Here is a 19,081-nt window from a genome sequence, read left to right on the forward strand (position 1 = left end):
TCGTTCCTTCAGGCGTCGGCCAGGGCCGGGTTGGGATTGACCAGCACCTTGAGCTGCGACTTGTCGCGCAGCAGGGCCTCGAAACCGTGCTCGACGGCCTGCTCCAGGGGCACGCTGCGGGTCACCGCGCGGGCCAGGTCGAGGCGGCCGTCGGCGAGCAGGGCGATCAGCTCCGGGTAGGCGTCGCGGTAGCCGACGCTGCCGAGCAGGCGCAGTTCGCGGTTGACCAGGTCGAAGGCGTCCAGCCGGACCTCGCCCATCAGGCTCACCAGCACCAGCTCGCCACCCTTGCGCAGGCTGGCCAGGGCGGCGTCGAGGCTGGCCTGGCTGCCGGCGGCCTCGAAGGCGCAGTCGAGCGCGCCGCCCTCGCGCAGGCGCGCCGCCGTGTCGCCGTCACGGGCGTCGAGCGCCCGGCTGGCGCCGAATTCGCCGGCCAGGGCGAGGCGCTCGGGACTGACGTCGATCGCGACGATGTCCTCGATTCCGCGCAGGCGGGCGAGCATCACCAGCAGCAGGCCGATCGGGCCGAGCCCGAACACCGCGCAGCGCTGGCCCGGCGCCAGGCTGCTGCGGCGCAGCGCGTGCAGGGCCACGGCGGCCGGTTCGAGCACGGCGGCCTGGCGGAAGCCCACCGCGTCCGGCAGGCGGTGCAGCATGTAGGCCGGCACCCGCGCGCGCTCGGCGAAGCCGCCGTCGCCCATCAGGCCGATGAAGCCCATCGACTCGCAGAGGTTGTAGCGGCCTTCCCGGCAGTAGCGGCATTCGCCGCAGCGGTATTCCGGCTCCACCGCGACGCGGTCGCCGATGCACAGTCCCTCCACGCCAGGGCCGAGCGCGGCGACCACGCCGCAGAACTCATGGCCGAGGGTCAGCGGCGCGCGGCGACCGGACAGCGGGTGCGCCTCGGCCTGGGGAATCGAGTGCGGGCCGCTCTGGTATTCGTGCAGGTCGCTGCCGCAGATGCCGCAGTAGGCGACTTCCAGTTCGACTTCGCCGGGCCGCGGCGCCTGGCGTTCCAGTTCGCTCAGGCGGAGGTCGCGGGCGGCGTGCCAGCGCAGTGCTTTCATGGTTGGTTTCCTTGCAGGACGGAGGTAGGCGCGCTGCGCTGGCGCGCCAGCACGGCGGGCGCGGTTTCGCGCAGGAACAGCGAGAGGAACGCGGCGAGCAGGGCGCCGCCGCAGGACATCCACATGACGATGGACAGGCCGAAGCGGTCGGCGGCGAAGCCGGCCACGGTCGGCGCGAGGAAACCGCCGACCAGTTCGCCGAGGCCCATGATCAGGCCGAGGGCGGTGGCGATGACGCTGCGCGAGACGGTCTCCGCCGGGATGGTCGCCATGAACAGGGTGAAGCAGCCGAGCCCGGTGTAGGTCAGCAGCAACAGCAGGCCGAGGCTGGTCGCGTTCGGCGCATAGAGCAGCGCCAGCGGGCAACACGCGGCGAGCAGGGAGAACGCCACCAGGGTCGGCCGACGGCCGATGCGATCGGATATCGCCGGTACGGCGAAGCCCCAGACCACCCAGGCGACGCCCAGGCAGCTCATCAGCCTGCCCATGGTCGCCGGGCTGAAGCCGCGGGCGTTGACCAGGAAGGTCGGGGTAAAGGAAATCAGCACGATGAACCAGGTGACGAATACGCAACTGATCAGGGTGCAGAGCAGGATGTTGCGGCTCTTCAGCAGTGCCAGGCGCTTGCCTTTCGCTTCTTCTGCGCGCGGCGCCGGGCGCTGCGCGCGGGGCGGGTCGGGACGCACATGGCGCCAGATCAGCCAGGCGATCAGCAGGCCCGGCAGCAACGAGACGATGAAGGCGTGACGCCAGCCGAGGGCTTCGGCCAGGGCCACCAGCAGCGGCGGGCCGACCACCGCGCCGAGCAGGCCGGCCGCCGAGCCCTGTAGCAGGCCCATGTTGAGGCCGCGGCGATGCGGCGAGGAGGCCTCGACCATCAGTGATTGCGAGAGCGGCAGGATCGGCCCCTCGGCCAGGCCCATGATGCCGCGGAACAGCAGCAGGCTGAGGAAGCCGCCGACCAGCCCGGACAGCGCCGAGCACAGCGAGAACAGGATCACCGCCACGATCAGCAGCGGCTTGCGCTGCCCGCGGCGGTCGGACCAGGCGCCGACCAGCGCGCCGGATACCGCCCAGGCCAGGGCCAGCACCGAGGAGAGCATGCCCAGGTGGCTGTTGCTCAGTTGCAGCTCCTGTTCCATGAAGGGAAACAGGAAGGACAGCGCCAGGCGGTCGAAGAAGACGAAGCCGAAGGTCAGGAACAGCACGCAGAGCAGGACGTTTTCGTAACTGGCGGAATTGTTGTTATGCGCCATGTCGGTCTCCAGGCCGGGCGGGCCGGCCGGCGGGGAGGCGCGCATCCGCCGGGGCGGCGCGCGCCCGGGGTCAGCGGAACAGGGAGTCGATGTAGGCGGCGCCGACGCCGATCTTGTCGTAGTGCGCGCGGCACATCGCGATGTAGTCGTGGACGTCGAAGATGCCGTCCGCGTTGCCCTTCTCGTCGAGCCAGACCAGCGGCCCCTTGACGATGAAGAACGCACGCATCGGCTGCTCGTGCTCGTAGGCCACCAGGGTGTGGCCCTCGCCGGGCGTCTCGTAGACGAAGTCGCCGGCGGTGGCGGTCCAGTCGTGCTCCAGGTAGCCCCACTTGCCGCTGATGGTGTAGGCGAACACCTCGTGCGGGTGGTAGTGGCGGTTGACCAGGCCGGCGCTCGTCGCCATCAGGATGTCGCACCAGCGGTTTTCGCTTGGCGAGATCCACAGCGGACGCGACTTCACGGTCTCGGTGAAGGGCACGTAGAGGCGCTCGTCCTCGGTCGGCGCGTTGCGCAGGTAGACCTCGGGCTTGGCGTCCGGCTTGAAGCAGTCGGGAATCGGTTGCAGGTCTTTCCAGAATTCACGGGTGGCGAGTTCGGGCATGGGGCGGCCTCTGTCGTTGTTATCGTCGGGCCGACTCTAGCCATGGGCGGGCCTCCGGGTTTGACCCTGGCGGCCAGGAAACTTGCGCTTTTCGGACATGGCCTGGCGTGACCCGCGGCGCGCCGCCAAGCTGGCCTGCCCAGCGTCGGAGCCGGCTGGGGGGCGATTGACGGAGGAAAGGATTCAGATGTTAATGACGGGGTGCCAGGCGCCTCGCCGACCGACCGCGACAGGTTGGCGGAGCGGCCCGGCGCCTGGCCCCGGAGGCCTTGCCTGAGGTCCGGGAGGTCCACGCAGCGTTCGACGAGAAGAATAAAAATGCCCGCACATGCCTTGCTCGAAACCCGGCGGGCCAGCACCCAGGACATTCCCCTGGAGCAGCGGCTGGCGTTCTGGGAGGACTACAACGCTTCCATCCTGGTTGGCCTGAAATGTTCGTCGTATTCCCAGGCCGGCTTCGCCGCGACCCAGGACAACCTCTGCCTCGAACGCCTGCGGCTGGCCCGCATCGGCGGCAACGAGCACGTGGTGGAGCGCGACCGCTCGATGATCCGCGCGGTGCCCAAGGAGTCGATCTTCGTCTCCCTGGTGCAGGGCAGCCAGTCGTTCTTCTACCAGGACAACGGCTGCAACCTCCTGCAACCGGGCGAGCTGGTTATCTACCGGACCGACAAGCCCTACCTGTTCGGTTTTTCCGGACCGATGCGGCAGTTCATCTTCGACATTCCCCAGGACGATTTCGCCGAGCGCTGCCTGCGCGACTTCAAGGGACCGCTGAAGATCGGCGCGGAAAGCCCGGTGCAGCGCCTGCTGGTGCGGACCCTCGGCGAGCGTACCCGGGATTTCCTCGACAGCCCCCATGGCGAGGATGCCGAGCGCTACCAGGAGGAAGCCTACGACCTGCTGGCGAGCATCATCAGCGACCATGCCGGCGAGCACCGCGCCAGCGCCCTGGGCGCGTCCTACCTGCTGGCGGCCAAGCAGTACATCCAGCAGCACCTCGACGAGCCCGCCCTGAGCTGCGAGCGGGTGGCCGCCGCCACTGGCGTCTCCAGCCGGCACCTGGCGCGGCTGTTCGCCCAGGAAGGCAGCTCGCCCGGGCGCTACCTGCAGGAGCGGCGCCTGGAGCGGGCCCGCCAGTTGCTCGCTTCGCCCCAGGGCCGGCGCCTGGATGTAGCCGAGGTCGCCTATCGCCACGGCTTCTCCAGCCAGGCGCATTTCGCCCGGGCCTTCAAGGCGCGCTACGGGATGACGCCGAGCGAGGCGCGTGGCCGCTAGACCCGACTACCGTACCTTTCCTCCTCCTACTGCCAAGGACCCGTTCCGTGACCGACAAGAAAGAGCAGATCGCCCGTTTCATCCAGCGCGAATTTCCCCAGACCCGGGTCGTGGTCGAAGCCGTCGGCGAGCGTAGCGCCACGGTCTGGCAGGCGGTCGACGCCAGCGATCTGCGCCCCGGCGGCACGGTCTCCGGGCCGACCCTGATGGCCATCGCCGATGTCGCGCTGTACGTGGCGGTACTGGGCGAGATCGGCATCGTCCCGCTGGCGGTGACCACCAGCCTGACCATCAACTTCCTGCGGCGTCCGGCGGCGGACCGCCGGGTGGTCGCCGAGTGCCGCCTGATGAAGGTCGGCAAGACCCTGGCGATGGGCGAGGTCTCGCTGTTCTCCGAAGGCGACGCGGAACCGGTCGCCCATGTGGTTGGCACCTACTCGATCCCACCGGCGCACCGCCGCTGAGGGCGGCGCTCAGGCCACCCGGTGCGCCGCGCGCTGGCGCGCTTCCTCATCGGCGCGGCGCTTGAGGTAGGTGCGGGTGGCCACCGCCGGCGCGTCGCTGGCGACGGAGATCTCGTAGCTATCCTCATCGGCCTCCGCGAGTACCTTTTCCAGCGCGCCGAGGCCTTCCACGTCCTCGACGAAGGCGGCGAACAGTTGCTCGTGCATGAAAGCGCCGACGGTCTCGTCGTCCTGGGCGAAATCGCGTCCGTGGACGATGAAGTAGTGCATGCTGCCGTGGGTCTCCGGGGTGAGGATGTGCGCCGTGCGGATGTGGAATTCCGGTCGCCGCTCGGCGGGCAGGGCTGTGTCGTAGAAGGTCGCGCTGACCTGGTGCAGGCCTGGCGAGAGAAACTCCGAGGTGGTGATGCGCGCCGCCGTGGGACAGCCGTCGAGGCCGGTGGTGCGGCCCCAGACCGGCGACAGGGTGGTCGGCAGCACGTGCCGTACCAGCCGGTAGTGGCCTTCCTTCAGGTCCAGCTCATAGGGCGCCCCGGCGTAATCCGGGGTGCCGATGGTATTGGCGTGGAGGTAGGTGAGATGGGTCAGGTCCATCAGGTTCTCGTGCATGCTCACGTAGTTGCCCGGGTGTAGGAAGTAGCCCTTGGAGCAGGCCCAGCCCGGATCCTCCAGCCAGGGCCGCTGCGGCAGTCGCTTCGGGTCGGCCAGTCGCGGGTCGCCGAGCCAAATCCAGACCAGCGGGCCGCGCTCCAGAAGCGGGTAGTGACGGATGCCGACGCCGCGCGGACAGGCTTTCTGCGACGGTGTCTCGATCAACTCGCCCTGGCTGTCGTAGCGGAAACCGTGATAGCCGCAGACGATCCCGTCCCCCTCCAGGCGACTGCGCGATAGCGGGAAGGAGCGATGCGCGCAGCGGTCTTCCAGGGCTACCGCCTGGCCGGCGAGGGTGCGATAGAGCACCACGCGCTTGCCGAGCAGAGTGCGCGCGAGCAGTTCGCGGCCGACATCCTCGGCGAAGGCGGCGACGTACCACTCGTTGAAGATGAACGACGTGTCGCGCGTGGCCATCTGCGCGGCGGCCTTGCGTGAACTGGCGATGAGATTGGCGTTGGGCAGGCTCATGAGGCGTCTCCGTGGTTGTTCTTCGGGGTCAGAGATCGAGTTCCAGGTAGTTGCCGCGGCAGCGTGATACGCAGATCAGCAAGGTTTCCCCGCTGGCCCGCTCGGTGTCGGAAAGCACATGGTCGAAGTGCTCCGGCTCGCCGGCGCAGACGCGTGTCTCGCAGGTCCTGCATATCCCGGCGCGGCAGGCGTAGGGAGGCTCCAGGCCCTGTTCCTCGAGGACTTCGAGGATGCTCTGGTGGCTTTCGACGCGCAGGCTCAGGGCGCTGCGGCGCAACTCCAGGCGGAAGGCGTCGGTGCCGCCGGACGAGGACGCCGGCGCTACTGGAGCGTCGAAGCGTTCGAAGTGCAGGCGTTCCGCGCAGCCGCTCCCGGCGTCGCGGATGGCCTGCATCAACCCGTCGGGTCCGCAGCAATAAAGTTCTTCGTCGGCACCTAGGCCGGCGATCAGCGCGGTACTGTCGAGTGGGTCGCCTTCGTCGCTGCAATGCAGCCGCGTCCGTTCGCCACCGAGCGTCATCAGTTCGGCGAGGAAGGCTGCGCGCTGGCGTTCGCGGACCGCATACAGTAGGCGCCAGTCCTTGCCCTGCGCCTGGCACCAGCGAACCATCGAGAGAATCGGGGTGATGCCGATGCCGCCAGCGACGAAACAGTAGCGCGCGGCGTCTTCGCGCAGCATGAAGTGGTTGCGCGGTGCCGCCGCGTGCAGGCGGTCGCCCGTGCGCAGTTGGCGGTGGATGAAGCGGGCGCCGCCACGGCTGTCGTCGCCAAGGCCTATCGCCAGTTGGTAGCGCTGGCGTTCGCGGCAGTCGTTGAGCAGGGAGTAGTGGCGGATCAGGCCGTTGCCCAGGTGAAGCTCCAGATGCGCGCCGGGGGTGAAGGCCGGCAGCTCGGTGTCGTCCACGGCGGCCAGCTCGACCAGCACCACGTCGCGCGCAACAGCGCGGAAATCGGTGACTTGCAGGTGCAGGCGGGAGGAAGGCGATGCGCTCATTGTCGGGGGTTCCTTCGGCAGACATGCAGCGAGGCTAGCGCTCCTCCAGTGCCGGCCTGTCCCCCCAGAGGTGGACAGCGGGTTTACCGGCGTCCGTCGCGGTTGCTAACGTGTCGGTCGAGGCCTGGACAGGACCTGCCCTTCCTCACCCATTACAACAAGAACAACGATGCGTGCCCGCCACCATGATCAGCTTCTGGAATGCCCCGCCGGGGTCGCCGTCGGCGGACCTGCGCCCCTTCGTCGAGCTGGCCTGCGCCTTGGGTGGCGAAGGCTTCCCCGCCGCTCTGCTGGAAACCCTTGGCCATTGGGTTGCCGCCCGTCATTTCAACGTGCTGCGCATCGGTGCACCGCGCCCCGAACTGCTCCTGGCCGGCACTCGCCATCGCGACGCGCAACTAGTGTGGCGCTGCTGGCAGGCCTATTCGCGGTACTACCACAGCCATGACCCGCTGTTCCTGCGCATGCAGCGCCAGCGCCGCGGCCCGGTGCCGCTGCTGGGCCACCTGCTGGCCGAGGACATCGAGTTCGATGCTTACCGCGAGGCGATCTATCGGGACAATGGCCTGAGCGAGCGGCTGTCGAGCCTGCATTGGGACGAGGAAGGCCGGCCGCTGCTGTTCAATCTCTACCGGCACCGCGAGGACGGCTATTTCAGCGAGCGCGAGATCGCCGCCTTCGAGCAGTGGGTGCCGGCCCTGCTGCAACTGCTGAGGGGGCACCTGGCCTTGCGCCGGGGACGCAGCGCGACCGACGAGTGGCGGCTGGCGCTGTTGCACCGGGCGACGGACCTGACACCCCAGGAGCTGGCGGTCTGCCTGCACCTGCTGCGCGGGTTGAGCCATGCCGGTATCGCCGCCGAGCTGGGGCTCAAGGAAAGCACGGTGAAAACCTACCGCAACCGCGCCTTTGCCCGCCTGGACATCCATTTTCGCAGCCAGCTTTTCGCCCTAGTGCAGGGCTGAGGAGGGCCGGACGCCGCCTGTGGGGCGGCTCCGGAGAGAGGGGTCAGGCGGCTCGGCAGGCTCGCTGCAGGCGATGGAAGCTGCGGCTGAAGTAGACCAGGCCGTCGCCCTGTTCGAGGACCTGGATGTCCTCCAGTTCCAGCAACAGCACCGAGTGGGTGCCGATCTCCTGGACCTCGGCGATGCGTCCCTGCAGGTTGGCCAGGGCGCCGTGCAGCACCGGCAACCCGGCGAGGCCCTCGCGCCAGTCGTGGAGGGCGAAGCGGCGTTCCATCGGGACCTCGGTCATGCCGGCGAAGTGGCGGGCCACCTCTTCGTGCTCGCCGCTGAGAACGTTCACGCAGAGCCGGCCGTTGGCCTTGAACACCGCGTTCATCTCGCTGTTGCGGTTGATGCAGAGCATCAGCGTCGGCGGGCTGTCGGTGACCGAGCAGACCGCGGTGGCGGTGATCCCGCAGCGTCCGGCCGGGCCGTTGCTGGTGATCACGTTGACCGCCGCCGAAAGATGCGCCATGGCGTTGCGGAAGGCTTGCTGCCTGGGTTCGAGCTGGGACATGGGAATAACCTCCGGACGCGACGCGGGCGTCATTGGCGGATGCGGTCGAGCACGTTGATGTCGTCCGGGTTGTGCAGGTGCGGCACGGTCCAGCCGTTCTCGTCGTAGTCGCCCATGCACTGCTCGACCATGCCGAGCATGCCCTTCATCGCCCCGCTGCCGATCGCCTGGCGCAGGGCCTGCATGCGGATCTCGTCCTGGCTGCCGGCGTAGTTGATCTCGTACAGCTCGTGGCGGCCGCCGAACTCGCTGCCGATGGCGTCCCAGAGCAGCTTGAGGATCTTGATCCGCTCCCGGTGGCCCATGCCGCCGGAGCCGCGGCAATAGGTGGAGAGGTACTTGTCGAGCTGCGGATTGTGCAGGTCGCGAACGCCGGAGGGCAGGTAGATCAGGCCGCTGGCGACCACCTGCTCGATGGTCTTCTTGATCTCCGGGTAGGCCTGCGGCGCCAGCACGCGGTAGGCCTGCAGGGCCTCGGCGCTGGGCATGAAGGCGCCGCCGTGCCATTCGCTGGCGTTGCCGTACATGGCGTCGGTCAGCGACCAGAACAGGTTGCGCCAGGCCACCACTTCGCCGACCTGCGCCTGCACGCCGCGGAACTCCAGGGAGCCGGTGCATTGCAGGGCCTTGTAGAGGGCGCCGGTGATGAAGTCGAGCTTGACCGCCAGGCGGGTGCAGCCCTGCATCGGGAACAGCCGGCCGAAGCCGCCCTGGGGGAACCACTGCTTGCAGCGTTCGAAGTCGCGGTAGATCAGTACGTTCTCCCAGGGGATGAACACCTTGTCCATCACCAGGATCGCGTCGTTCTCGTCGAAACGGCTGGACAGCGGGTAGTCGAACGGCGATCCGGCGATGCCTGCCACCAGTTCGTAGGAGGGGCGGCAGATCAGCTTCATGCCGGGGGTGTTCATCGGCGCGATGAACATCAGGGCGAAGTCGGTGTTGTCGCCGAGCAGTTGCGCCGAACCCTGGCCGACGAAGTTGTAGTGGGTCAGCGCGGAATTCGTGGCGACCACCTTGGCGCCGCTGACGACGATGCCGCCGTCGACTTCCTCGTCCACCGAGATGAACACGTCCTTGACCTGGTCCACCGGCTTGTCGCGGTCGATCGGCGGGTTGACGATGGCATGGTTGAGGTACAGGCAGGCTTCCTGGATGCGCTTGTACCAGGTTTTCGCGTTGTCCTCGAAACGCCCGTAGAAGCCCGGGTTGGCGCCGAGGGCGCTGCCGAAGGCGGCCTTGTAGTCCGGGGTGCGGCCCATCCAGCCGTAGGTCAGCCGCGACCACTCGGCGATGGCGTCGCGCTGCTGGCGCAGTTCGTCGGCGCTGCGCGCGTAGCGGAAGAACTTGTGGGTATAGCCGCCGTTGCCGGTATCGGTCTCCCAGCAGAGCTTTTCCTTGCTCTGCGGATCGTGCAGGGCGTCGTAGAGCCGGGCCATGGAGGCGGCCGCGTTGCGGAAGGCGGGGTGGCTGGTGACGTCCTTTACGCGGTCGCCGTAGATGTAGATCTCACGGTCGTCGCGCAGGCTGGCGAGGTACTCCTCGCCGGTGAACGGACGGGTGGCAGAGGCACGGAAATCTTCGGGTTTCATCATCGTCTCCAGTCATTGTTGTTATCTGCGCGAGAGCGCCTGGAGGGGATGATGGGACGGGGGCGGAGCGAGCTGAATGGCTTTTCCGAGGAATGAATTGCACTTTCCATGGCCCCGCGTGACGCCCGGCGCCCGGCCGCGAAGGGCGGCCGGGTGGCGGCGCGTTCAGCTTTCGGCGGGCTGCCAGGCAATCTCCAGGCTTTCGCTGTTGGCCATGCGTTGCAGGTGATCGGCGACCACGTTCTGCATGTGGGCGAGGCTGTCCTCGTCGGGGCTGTTGAGAATCATCAGGACATGGTCGGGGTGGGCGAGCAGCTCGCAGTTGGAGTCGCCGAAGTCGATGAAGCCGCGCTCGGGAGTGAGTTCGACTTCGAACTTGTGGCCCCAGTGCTTGCACAGGCGATTGACGTAGCGTGCGGCCGATTCGGTACGGACATGGGAGGTGGAGCGGAACATGAAGCGAATCCTCTCGGTTGGGGATTTCCGATACTAACCTGCTGAGAGTCATTCTTATTCATCCATTTTGCAGGGGCTTTCGATAATCGCCCGGCAAATGGCCGGCCCTTGTCCGTGGGGTAGGGCGAGCGGCAGTTGTGGGGGCGGCTGCATCGAGGCCTGCCGGGAGGTTCAGCGAGATGCCGGACCTCGCCTGGCGGATAACCGCGAGCGGTTATTCGCCCTACCGGAGCCGGCGGAAGGGTTTGCCGGATACGCCGGAAGGCGCTCTCTCTTGAGGGAGAGGGCGAACGCCAGCGGCTTCAGGCCAGCCCGCCGTTCTCCGGCAGCAACGCGCCGCCATCCACAACCAGGGTCTGCCCGGTGATGTAGCTCGCCTCGTCGGAGGCGAGGAAGAGCATGGCGTGGGCGATGTCCAGCGGCTGGCCGACGCGCCCGAGGGGGATGTGCGCGGCCAGCGCGGCGGCGTCGCCGAGGTTGCCCAGCGCCGGGGTCGCGACCAGGCCGGGCTCGACGCCGTTGACGGTGATGCCGTCGCCGGCCAGCTCCAGCGCGGCGGCGCGGATGAAACCGTTGACCCCGGCCTTGCTCGCCGCATAGTGCGAGAGCCCAGGGATCGCCGTGCGCGGACCGGTCACCGAGGAGGTCACCAGGACGCGCCCGGCCACGCTGCGGCGCAGGGCGGGAAGGGCGGCCTGGGTCAGCCGGAAGCAGCTTTTCAGGTTCACCGCCAGGGTCCGTTCCAGGGTGCCTTCGTCCAGTTCCGCGAGGGCGCACTGGGGAAAGGCAGCGGCGTTGTGCAGGAGGATGTCCAACTGGCCGAAGCGCTTCAGGGTCGCGCTCACCGCTCGTCTCGCGGCGTCGTGCTCGCTCAGGTCGACGGCCAGCAGCTCGGCCGTGCCTCCGCCCAGGCGGATCGCCTCCAGGACGGCCTGGCCGCGGCTGGCGGTACGGGTCGCCAGCAGCACCCTGGCGCCTTCGGCGGCGAAGCATTCGGCGGTGGCCCGGCCGATGCCCTGGCCGGCGCCGGTGACCAGCGCGACGCGGTTCTCCAAGCGCCTCACGATGGGCGCTCCAACAGTTCGCCCAGGCAATCGCGGAGCAGGCGGTCGTGCAGTTCGACGTCCTCCGCGCGGGTCGCCGGGCAGGTCAGCGCCATGTTGTGGAATGGCGTCAAGAGCACGCCGCGGTTGAGCAGGTAGAGATGCAGGCAGGCCTCGACCAGGCCGTTGCGTGCGTGGTGGGCCTCGCCGCCGTTGCGTGGGGCGTGGGTCATGAACAGGTACTCGACGCGCGCGCCGATGCGCGTCACGTGCCAGGGCAGGCGCAGTTCCTCGAGCGTCGCGCGGACGCCCGCCTCGAGCTGCGCGGCGAGCTGGAACATGTGCCGATAGGCGTCCTCCGTCATCACTCCGGCGAAGGTCGCGCGCATCGCCGCCAGTTGCAGCGCGTTGCCGGCCAGGGTGCCGCCAAAGCCGAAATGGTTGATCGCCTGCCCCGGTCGGAAGTGCGGCAGTACCGCCCAGATCCGCTCCGCCTGCGCCTGGCTGCATCCCCAGACGGCGCTGGGAATGCCGCCGGCGATGCATTTGCCGAGGACGAAGAAGTCCGGCTCGAGGCCATGCGCGCCGCTATAGCCGGCGGGACCGCAGGAGATGGTGTGGGTCTCGTCGATGATCAGCGCCACGTCGTGGCGGCGGGTCAGTTCGCGCAGGCCGGCGTGGAAGCCTTCGGCCGGCGGGACCATGCCGACGTTGGTCATGAAGGGTTCGGTGAGCACCGCGGCGACGTCGCCATGGGCGAGGGCGGCCTCCAGCGCGTCGAGGTCGTTGAATTCCACCAGGCGGGTGGTGGCGTCGTGGCGTACGCCATTGGGGTGAACGCCCGCGCGCGGAACCATGCGCCCGGCGGCGTCGAATTCCACCTGCGATTCGTCGACGCTGCCGTGGTAGTTGCAGTTGAACACCACCACCTTGTCGCGTCCGCTGAGCATCCGGCACAGGCGCAGGACGAAACGGTTGGCGTCGGTGGCCGAGGTGGTCACCTGCCAGTAGGGCAGGCCGAAGCGCCGCGCCAGTTCGGCGCCGACCCACAGGCTGTCCTCGGTCGGCAGCATCAGGGTCGAGCCGCGCCGCGCCTGGCGGGCGATGGCGTCGGCCACCGCCGGTTGGGCGTGGCCGAACATGGCGCCGCTATCGCCGAGGGCGAAGTCGACGTACTGCTGGCCGTCGATGTCGGTGACGCGCGCGCCCTGGGCCTCTTTCACCAGCAGCGGGCAGTTGCCCGGCCACTGTTGCATCCAGTGCAACGGTGCGCCGTACAGCCAGTGGCGGCGGTTTTCCCGGTAGGCCTGGGCGGAGCGCGGATGCAGTTCGTCGAAGCGTCGCAGCTCGCGCTTGAACAGCGCTTCGACTCGGGCCAGGTCGAGGCCGAAGGTGGTGTCCATGGGCGTCCTCACAGGTCGTGGCGGGTCTGGTTGAGCACCTGGGCCAGGGCGCCGACCGGGAAGTTCACCGGGGTGGCGAAGTCGTCGTCCTGGTAGCCGAAGATCTTGCCGTCGGTGCGCCCGGCTTCCAGGTCGATCAGCAGCACGCCGAGGGTCGGCACGATCTTCTCGCGCCAGACGAACAGGTACAGGCGTTCGGCCAGTCGGTAGCAGTGGCAGCGGTCGGTATCGGCCAGCCCTCGCTCGGCGCCGCGCAGGCATTGCCAGGTGTAGAAGGCGGGATTGAGGTAGACGTGTTCGTAGGCCTCGCTGGCGCTGTAGACGTAGCGGTTGCGCAGGCCGACCAACTCGTCGCTGGGGACGTGCGGGCAGGCGCCGGGCTGCCACGGGCGGTCGAGGCTGCCATGCAGGAACTCGGCCTCGACGCCGGTCAGTTCCCGGCCGGCCAGGGCCCGGGCGAACAGGCCCTGTTCGCAGGCCGCGCGGTCGGGCAGATGGCCGAGCACCGCGGTGAACGCCTGGTTGTCGAAGTCCAGCACCAGGCTGACCGAGACCGGCCGGCCGTTTTCCTGCTTGAGGAAATCCACCAGGTAGAGGTTTTCCCGCAGCGAACTGGCGCGGTAGTCCGATTCACCGCTGGCACTGCCGTCGGCCAGGCGCCAGCGCAGGCGCTGCGAGTCGAAGGCATGTTCGATGACCCAGCCGTTGGCGAAGTGCAGGACCCGTTCGAGCCCGGCGAGATCGCCGCAGGCGGGAAGGACGTGGTTGTCCGGGGCGAAGCCGTCGGCCAGGGCGCCGACGGTGATCCATCCGGAATGCGAGTGGGCGGACATAGGGTTCTCCTCGTCGTGGGAAACCCATGCTGGCCTGTCTTCGAGTATCCCGATATCGACCGGATGGTTGATAGGTCGATATGCCAGGGGGATAGCACGGAGCGGCGAAGGGCAAGTTATCGAAGATGAAGTCTTCGGTTAGTTGTCGTTCCTTCTTTTTGATTTTTTAATTAATGGGTTCCTGTTCTTTTATAGGTGTTTTCTGAATGTGTTCTTGTGTTGCTAACTGTTCTCGGAAATGGACTACATATATTTTCGTATGATTATTATTTTTTAATTCGGTCTTTGTTTCTAGTATTTGGGTCTGCGTTTATCAGGGTGCAATCTTCGGCTGTCGCGTAATGGCCGGAGGCACTCTAGGCGGCCGTCCCGGTTGCGCGCAAAGGCTTGGCTACCTTGCCGGTCCGTACTGCATCGGCTCTCCAAGGCAGCCAGGAAGTTCCACAACTCCAAAGGAAACAAGATGAACAAGTTCAAACGTGCAATTCTTGCGCCCCTCGTTGCGTCGGGCACCCTTCTCGCGCTGATGTCCCCCGTGGCCCATGCGGTCGATGGGGTCGTCAACTTCTCGGGCAACATCACCGACGTCGCGTGCGATATCAACGGCCAGGCGCCGGGTGCGGGCAACGTCACCAACGTCGACCTGGGCATCGTGGCCCCGACCCATTTCACCGCCGTCGGAACCAACTCCACTTTCCAGGAGTTCGACCTGGTCCTCTCCGGTGCCGGCTGCACCAATGACAAGAAGGTTTCCATCGCCTTCGACCCGGTCACCAACGTCGACCGCATCAGCGGCAACCTGATGCTGATGGGTCCGTCGGAAGCCAAGGGCGTGCAGATCCAGATCTTCAACAATTCGGCGGCCAACACCACGAAGATCCCGCTGGGCTCGGTCGAGGCCGCCCCGCAGAAGGCAACCGTCCTGAAGAACACGGCGACCCTGAAGTACAAGGCCTCCTATGTGTCCACCGAGAAGACCGTGACCGCGGGTACCGGCCTGTCCCATATCCGCTACCTCCTGGCGTACGAGTAAGCGGCGGTCGACGGACGAAGAGGTGAGGCCATGGCGCCGCTAATGCATCGTTTTCATTCTTTCGTGGCGGCAAGCGCCGTGGCCATCGCCCTGTGCGCCGGAACGGCTCATGCCGGGCTGATCGCACAGGGCACTCGCGTCGTCTTTCCGGCCAGCGAGCGCGAGGTCACCTTGCGGGTCAGCAATACCTCCGGCACTCCCGTGCTGGCGCAAGCCTGGATCGACGATGGCCGGCAGGACGTTCCCCCCGAGGAACTGCAGGTCCCCTTCAGCGTCACGCCGGCCGTGACGCGAGTGGACCCCAATGGCGGCGCCGTATTGCGCATCGCCTACCTGAAGGCCCCGTTGCCGACGGATCGCGAATCGCTGTTCTGGCTGAATATCCTGGAAGTTCCGCCCAGGGACGAAGACGAAAACAATGCATTGCAGTTTTCCTTTCGTTCGCGCTTCAAACTCTTCTTTCGACCCAGCCAGTTGAAGAGTGTCGATTCGGCTGCCGGGAAACTTCAATGGAAGTTTCTGGAGTCAGGGGGAGCAGGAAAAAAGACCGTAGTACAGGTAAATAATCCGACGCCTTACTACGTTTCGTTCGCCAGCGTCGAATTGATTGTCGATGGCCGTGTCATGTCCGTGGGAAAGGGAATGGTCGCGCCATTCTCGACGAAGGAGTTCGACTGGCAGGGAAATCCGAAGAACATGGAAGCCGCTTCCGTCAGATACGAAGTCATCAACGATTACGGTGGCCGCAATACCCTCGATAGGGCACTCGGCAAATAACCCCTCCGTTTCCCCGCTTTTTACTTACGGCCCGACATATGAGTGGCGATTTTAAAATCGCTGCAGGGATTACATATGCCCAAAGTTTCTCTTCATAGGTGCTTGTCCGCTCCCGCTTACGGTGGGCAGGTCGCCCTGTTGCGAATGGCGATACAGGGAGGGATCGCCGTTCGTTCCCTGCGATTCGCCTGTCTGCTGGCACTGTTTCCTTCGCTGTCCTCCTGCCAGTCCTGGTCCTCCGTCGGCGCCGCCGGCGTAGCCGGGGCGAAAGCGAAGGAGGCCAGGGCGGGAGCACCGGCGAAACAGCCGCAGGCGCCCGCGGTGGCCGTTGCGTCACCGGCCGGCGGGTTGGACGCACCGTCGCGGCGGATCGTCTTCGACGCGCAGATGCTGGCCCTGGGGCCGGGCGGACGCTCGATCGATACGTCGCGTTTCGAGCGCGGCGACGTCATCGAGCCAGGCCGCTATCGCCTCGACCTGCTGCTCAACAGCCGATGGCGCGGTGTCGAGGAAGTCGAGCTGCGCCGCCAGCCGGGGCGGGAAAGCGCGGTCTTCTGCTACGACCGGGGCCTGCTGGAGCGGGCGGGCATCGACCTGGAGAAGAGCGCGCGTGGCCAGGATCGTTCCTCGGCTCGCGATCCTCTGCCCGAAGGTTTGCACTGCGACCCGCTCGAGCGCTATGTGCCGGGGGCCCGGGTCAAGCTCGATATCGCCGAGCAGTCGGTCTATGTCTCGGTGCCCAGCTATTACCTGAGCCTGGATTCGTCGAAGACCTATGTCGATCCGGCGAGCTGGGACAGCGGCATTTCCGCCGCCTTGCTCAACTACAACAGCAATCTCCACGTCAGGGAAAACCACGGCAGGAGCGCCACCAGCGGCTATGCCGGGATGAACGCCGGCTTCAATTTCGGGCGGGCGCGCCTGCGCCACAACGGCACGGCCACCTGGTCGCGCCGCATGGGCAGCCACTACCAGCGCAGCGCCACCTATGTGCAGACCGACCTGCCGGCCTGGCGTGCGCAGTTGTTGCTGGGAGAAAACTCCACCAGCAGCGAGTTCTTCGATGCGGTGTCCTTCCGTGGCGTGCAGCTTTCCAGCGATGACCGGATGCTGCCGGATTCGCTGCGCTACTACGCTCCGGTGGTCCGTGGGACCGCCAGTACCAATGCGCGGGTATCGGTCTACCAGCGCGGCTACCTCATCTACGAAACCACGGTGGCACCCGGGGCGTTCGCTCTCGACGAACTGCAGACCGCCAGCTATGGCGGGGACCTGGAAGTGCGGGTGACCGAAGCCAGCGGGGAAGTCCGCAGTTTCATCGTGCCGTTCGCCACCACCGTACAACTGCTGCGCCCCGGGACCACGCGCTACAGCCTGACGGCCGGGCGGCTCAACGATCCCAGCCTGGAGCGTCGGCCGAACATGCTGCAGGGCGTCTACCAGCGCGGCCTGGGCAACGACGTCACCGCATACGCGGGCGGGGCCTTCACCGGCAGCTACATGTCCGGGTTGATGGGCGCGGCGCTGAACACGCCGGTGGGCGGATTCTCCGGTGACGTGACGCTGGCGCGTACCGAGGTTCCCGGCGACGACCGCCTTAGCGGCTCCAGCTACCGTCTCGCCTACAGCAAGAACCTACCGAACACCGGCACCAACTTTTCGCTGCTCGCCTATCGTTACTCCACCGGTGGCTATCTCGGCCTGCGCGACGCGGCCTTCATGCAGGACCGGGTAGAGCGAGGCGAGCCGCTGGAGTCGTTCTCGCGCTTGCGCAACCGTCTCGACGCCAACATCAGCCAGCAACTGGGCAACGGCGGCAACCTGTACCTGAACGGCTCCTCGCAGCGCTACTGGAGCGGCGGCGGGCGGGCGGTCAACTTCTCCGTCGGCTACAGCAACCAGTGGCGCGACGTCAGTTACTCCATTTCCGCGCAACGCCTGCGCAGCCACTACGAAGGCTTTTCCAGCGGTGACAAGCGCGGCGAGACCAGCACGCTGTTCAGCCTGAACCTGTCCATTCCGCTGGGCGGCGCGGGACGCGGGTCGCCGACCCTGAGCAGCTACCTGACCCGCGACAGCAACAGCGGAACCCAGCTCACCAGCGGGGTTTCCGGCATGCTGGGCAAGCGTGGCGAGGCCTCCTACTCGCTGTCGGCCTCCCATGACCGCGACAGCCGGCAGACCTCGAAGAGCGCCAGCCTCGACTATCGACTGCCGCAGGTCGAACTCGGCTCCAGCCTCTCGCAGGGACCGGGCTATCGGCAGTTGTCGGTCAAGGCCGCGGGGGGCCTGGTCGCGCACAGCGGCGGGATCACCGCGGCACAAACCCTGGGCGAGACGATCGGCCTGGTCCACGCGCCAAACGCCAGGGGCGCGGCTGCCGGCTACTCGGGAAGCCGGATCGACCGCCACGGCTATGCGGTGATTCCCAACCTGCTGCCCTACCAGTTGAACAGCGTCGACCTCGACCCCAACGGCATGGCCGACGAGATCGAACTGAGGTCCAGTTCGCGCAACGTGGCGCCCACCGCCGGAGCGGTGGTGCGCCTCGACTATCCGACGCGGGTAGCGAGGCCCTTGCTGGTGGATAGCCGGATGCCCAGCGGCGAGCCCCTGCCGTTCGCCGCGGAAGTGCTCGATGCCCACAGCGGGCAGTCGGTGGGCGCCGTCGGCCAGGGCAGCCGCCTGGTGCTGCGGGTCGAGCAGGATCGCGGCTCGGTTCGGGTGCGCTGGGGCAACGAGCCGCAGCAGCAGTGCCTGGTCGACTATGCGCTGGGCCCGCGCGAGACGACGCCTCCCGTCCTGCAACTGGCATGTCGCCCGGCGTCGGCCGCCGACCGGGAGCGCACGCTGTGACCGGCGTCGGCCTGGGACGATGCGGCACGGCCTGGGTCCTGCTGGTGGCGCTGGTGGCCGATGCCTCCGCCTCGCTGTCCGTGATCGGGACCCGTTTCATCTATCCGGCGGGCGTTTCCGCGCTGACGATTCGCGTCGGTAACGTCGGGACGCGCCCGGCCCTGGTCCAGGCCTGGCTCGATCGCGGCGACGAGACGGCGGACCCGAGCGCTGTCACGGTGCCGTTCATCCTGTCGCCGCCGCTGTTGCGCATGGACCCGCAGGAGACCCAGGCGCTCCAGCTTCGCCATACCGGCGAGCCGCTGCCGGACGACCGGGAATCGCTGTTCTGGGTCAACCTGCTGGAGGTGCCGGGGCGGGAGGACGGCAGCGGCAACCTGCTGCTGGTGAGCTACCGCCTGCGGATGAAGCTCCTGTTCCGTCCGCAGGGTCTGGCCGGCGATCCGCGATCCGCCGCGCGCCAGGTCGTCTGGCGCCTGCGTCCGGCGGTACGGCCGGGGCAGCGGGCGCTGCTGGAGGCGGACAACCGCAGTCCCTATCACGTTTCCCTGGTGCGCCTGGAGCTGGGCGAGGGCGACCTCGCCATGTCCCTCGGCAGCGTCACCTTGCCGCCTTTCGCCGTTACCCCGTTGAGTCTGCCGGCCGTGCCCGGCGAGGCGGTGCGGGTCCATTTCGATGCGGTGGGGGATGACGGCCAGATCGAGCGCGGCGACGCGCCGGCAGAGAGATACCCGTAGGAGTTCGGCAGGGCCCGGGGAGTTGGGCTCCTGCCGTAGCACGGC

Annotated in this window: 18 protein-coding genes; 7 read left to right on the forward strand and 11 right to left on the reverse strand. The window is 67.4% G+C overall.

Going from position 1 to position 19,081, the window contains the following annotated elements; translation table 11 throughout:
• Positions 1-8 precede the first annotated feature (8 nt).
• The 3 genes from AC4OR5_RS26070 to AC4OR5_RS26080 form a co-directional block, all read right to left on the reverse strand.
• A complete protein-coding gene (locus AC4OR5_RS26070; RefSeq protein ID WP_058160162.1) occupies positions 9-1,067 on the reverse strand; it encodes a 2,3-butanediol dehydrogenase in 1,059 nt (352 codons plus the stop codon).
• Positions 1,064-2,323, reverse strand: a complete 1,260-nt coding sequence (locus AC4OR5_RS26075) for an MFS transporter (RefSeq protein ID WP_019484724.1) — start codon at positions 2,321-2,323, stop codon at positions 1,064-1,066. The genes AC4OR5_RS26070 and AC4OR5_RS26075 overlap by 4 nt, the downstream gene beginning before the upstream one ends.
• A gap of 70 nt (positions 2,324-2,393) precedes the next feature.
• Entirely contained in the window at positions 2,394-2,927 is a 534-nt protein-coding gene (locus AC4OR5_RS26080; protein ID WP_003093399.1) for a 2,4'-dihydroxyacetophenone dioxygenase family protein, read from the reverse strand.
• A 318-nt stretch (positions 2,928-3,245) separates the two neighbouring features.
• Here AC4OR5_RS26080 and AC4OR5_RS26085 point away from each other — a divergent pair, with 318 nt between their 5' ends.
• The gene (locus AC4OR5_RS26085; RefSeq protein ID WP_003093398.1) at positions 3,246-4,205 is read left to right on the forward strand and encodes a helix-turn-helix domain-containing protein; all 960 of its coding nucleotides are present in this window, start codon (positions 3,246-3,248) and stop codon (positions 4,203-4,205) included.
• 47 nt (positions 4,206-4,252) lie between these two features.
• Positions 4,253-4,669 carry a PaaI family thioesterase gene (locus AC4OR5_RS26090; protein WP_003104529.1) on the forward strand — a complete coding sequence of 139 codons (417 nt, stop codon included), beginning with the start codon at positions 4,253-4,255 and terminating at the stop codon, positions 4,667-4,669.
• A gap of 9 nt (positions 4,670-4,678) precedes the next feature.
• Here the strand turns inward: AC4OR5_RS26090 and AC4OR5_RS26095 are convergent, their stop codons facing one another.
• Together AC4OR5_RS26095 and AC4OR5_RS26100 are read right to left on the reverse strand one after the other, a co-directional pair.
• Entirely contained in the window at positions 4,679-5,791 is a 1,113-nt protein-coding gene (locus tag AC4OR5_RS26095; RefSeq protein ID WP_003111028.1) for a Rieske 2Fe-2S domain-containing protein, read from the reverse strand.
• Between the two features lie 28 nt (positions 5,792-5,819).
• On the reverse strand, positions 5,820-6,785 hold the full coding sequence (locus AC4OR5_RS26100) for a PDR/VanB family oxidoreductase (RefSeq protein ID WP_003132330.1): 966 nt from the start codon (positions 6,783-6,785) through the stop codon (positions 5,820-5,822).
• Between the two features lie 173 nt (positions 6,786-6,958).
• Between AC4OR5_RS26100 and AC4OR5_RS26105 the strand changes: the two genes are divergently transcribed.
• Entirely contained in the window at positions 6,959-7,750 is a 792-nt protein-coding gene (locus AC4OR5_RS26105; RefSeq protein WP_223218622.1) for a helix-turn-helix transcriptional regulator, read from the forward strand.
• Positions 7,751-7,793: 43 nt separating this feature from the next.
• Here AC4OR5_RS26105 and hpaC read toward each other — a convergent pair whose 3' ends face one another.
• The 6 genes from hpaC to AC4OR5_RS26135 all read right to left on the reverse strand — a co-directional run bounded on the left by hpaC (position 7,794) and on the right by AC4OR5_RS26135 (position 13,633).
• The gene (gene hpaC, locus AC4OR5_RS26110) at positions 7,794-8,306 is read right to left on the reverse strand and encodes a 4-hydroxyphenylacetate 3-monooxygenase, reductase component (protein ID WP_031638605.1); all 513 of its coding nucleotides are present in this window, start codon (positions 8,304-8,306) and stop codon (positions 7,794-7,796) included.
• 29 nt (positions 8,307-8,335) lie between these two features.
• A complete protein-coding gene (gene hpaB, locus AC4OR5_RS26115) occupies positions 8,336-9,898 on the reverse strand; it encodes a 4-hydroxyphenylacetate 3-monooxygenase, oxygenase component (protein ID WP_023105800.1) in 1,563 nt (520 codons plus the stop codon).
• A 165-nt stretch (positions 9,899-10,063) separates the two neighbouring features.
• Positions 10,064-10,354: a DUF2218 domain-containing protein gene (locus AC4OR5_RS26120; RefSeq protein WP_003093387.1), complete on the reverse strand. Its 291-nt coding sequence runs from the start codon at positions 10,352-10,354 to the stop codon at positions 10,064-10,066.
• 302 nt (positions 10,355-10,656) lie between these two features.
• Positions 10,657-11,418 carry an SDR family oxidoreductase gene (locus AC4OR5_RS26125; RefSeq protein ID WP_079992410.1) on the reverse strand — a complete coding sequence of 254 codons (762 nt, stop codon included), beginning with the start codon at positions 11,416-11,418 and terminating at the stop codon, positions 10,657-10,659.
• Positions 11,415-12,800 carry an aspartate aminotransferase family protein gene (locus AC4OR5_RS26130; protein ID WP_058160161.1) on the reverse strand — a complete coding sequence of 462 codons (1,386 nt, stop codon included), beginning with the start codon at positions 12,798-12,800 and terminating at the stop codon, positions 11,415-11,417. The genes AC4OR5_RS26125 and AC4OR5_RS26130 overlap by 4 nt, the downstream gene beginning before the upstream one ends.
• An 8-nt stretch (positions 12,801-12,808) precedes the next feature.
• On the reverse strand, positions 12,809-13,633 hold the full coding sequence (locus AC4OR5_RS26135) for a molybdenum cofactor biosynthesis F family protein (protein WP_023125282.1): 825 nt from the start codon (positions 13,631-13,633) through the stop codon (positions 12,809-12,811).
• A gap of 463 nt (positions 13,634-14,096) precedes the next feature.
• Between AC4OR5_RS26135 and AC4OR5_RS26140 the strand changes: the two genes are divergently transcribed.
• The 4 genes from AC4OR5_RS26140 (at position 14,097) to AC4OR5_RS26155 (ending at position 19,036) form a co-directional block, all read left to right on the forward strand.
• The gene (locus AC4OR5_RS26140; protein WP_034028083.1) at positions 14,097-14,666 is read left to right on the forward strand and encodes a fimbrial protein; all 570 of its coding nucleotides are present in this window, start codon (positions 14,097-14,099) and stop codon (positions 14,664-14,666) included.
• 30 nt (positions 14,667-14,696) lie between these two features.
• Positions 14,697-15,443 carry a molecular chaperone CupB2 gene (cupB2, locus tag AC4OR5_RS26145; RefSeq protein WP_003093375.1) on the forward strand — a complete coding sequence of 249 codons (747 nt, stop codon included), beginning with the start codon at positions 14,697-14,699 and terminating at the stop codon, positions 15,441-15,443.
• Positions 15,444-15,764: 321 nt separating this feature from the next.
• Positions 15,765-18,299, forward strand: a complete 2,535-nt coding sequence (cupB3, locus tag AC4OR5_RS26150; protein WP_003119109.1) for a fimbrial biogenesis outer membrane usher protein CupB3 — start codon at positions 15,765-15,767, stop codon at positions 18,297-18,299.
• Positions 18,296-19,036: a fimbrial biogenesis chaperone gene (locus AC4OR5_RS26155; protein WP_043104620.1), complete on the forward strand. Its 741-nt coding sequence runs from the start codon at positions 18,296-18,298 to the stop codon at positions 19,034-19,036. The genes cupB3 and AC4OR5_RS26155 overlap by 4 nt, the downstream gene beginning before the upstream one ends.
• Positions 19,037-19,081: the final 45 nt, after the last annotated feature.

The sequence above is a fragment of the Pseudomonas sp. YA1 genome, from assembly GCF_058680555.1.

Coding starts and splice junctions, on each gene's coding strand:
- AC4OR5_RS26070 (WP_058160162.1), bottom strand. CDS start 1,067: ATGAAAGCACTGCGCTGGCACGCCGCCCGCGACCTCCGCCTGAGCGAA.
- AC4OR5_RS26075 (WP_019484724.1), bottom strand. CDS start 2,323: ATGGCGCATAACAACAATTCCGCCAGTTACGAAAACGTCCTGCTCTGC.
- AC4OR5_RS26080 (WP_003093399.1), bottom strand. CDS start 2,927: ATGCCCGAACTCGCCACCCGTGAATTCTGGAAAGACCTGCAACCGATT.
- AC4OR5_RS26085 (WP_003093398.1), top strand. CDS start 3,246: ATGCCCGCACATGCCTTGCTCGAAACCCGGCGGGCCAGCACCCAGGAC.
- AC4OR5_RS26095 (WP_003111028.1), bottom strand. CDS start 5,791: ATGAGCCTGCCCAACGCCAATCTCATCGCCAGTTCACGCAAGGCCGCC.
- AC4OR5_RS26100 (WP_003132330.1), bottom strand. CDS start 6,785: ATGAGCGCATCGCCTTCCTCCCGCCTGCACCTGCAAGTCACCGATTTC.
- hpaC (WP_031638605.1), bottom strand. CDS start 8,306: ATGTCCCAGCTCGAACCCAGGCAGCAAGCCTTCCGCAACGCCATGGCG.
- hpaB (WP_023105800.1), bottom strand. CDS start 9,898: ATGAAACCCGAAGATTTCCGTGCCTCTGCCACCCGTCCGTTCACCGGC.
- AC4OR5_RS26120 (WP_003093387.1), bottom strand. CDS start 10,354: ATGTTCCGCTCCACCTCCCATGTCCGTACCGAATCGGCCGCACGCTAC.
- AC4OR5_RS26130 (WP_058160161.1), bottom strand. CDS start 12,800: ATGGACACCACCTTCGGCCTCGACCTGGCCCGAGTCGAAGCGCTGTTC.
- AC4OR5_RS26135 (WP_023125282.1), bottom strand. CDS start 13,633: ATGTCCGCCCACTCGCATTCCGGATGGATCACCGTCGGCGCCCTGGCC.
- AC4OR5_RS26140 (WP_034028083.1), top strand. CDS start 14,097: ATGAACAAGTTCAAACGTGCAATTCTTGCGCCCCTCGTTGCGTCGGGC.
- cupB2 (WP_003093375.1), top strand. CDS start 14,697: ATGGCGCCGCTAATGCATCGTTTTCATTCTTTCGTGGCGGCAAGCGCC.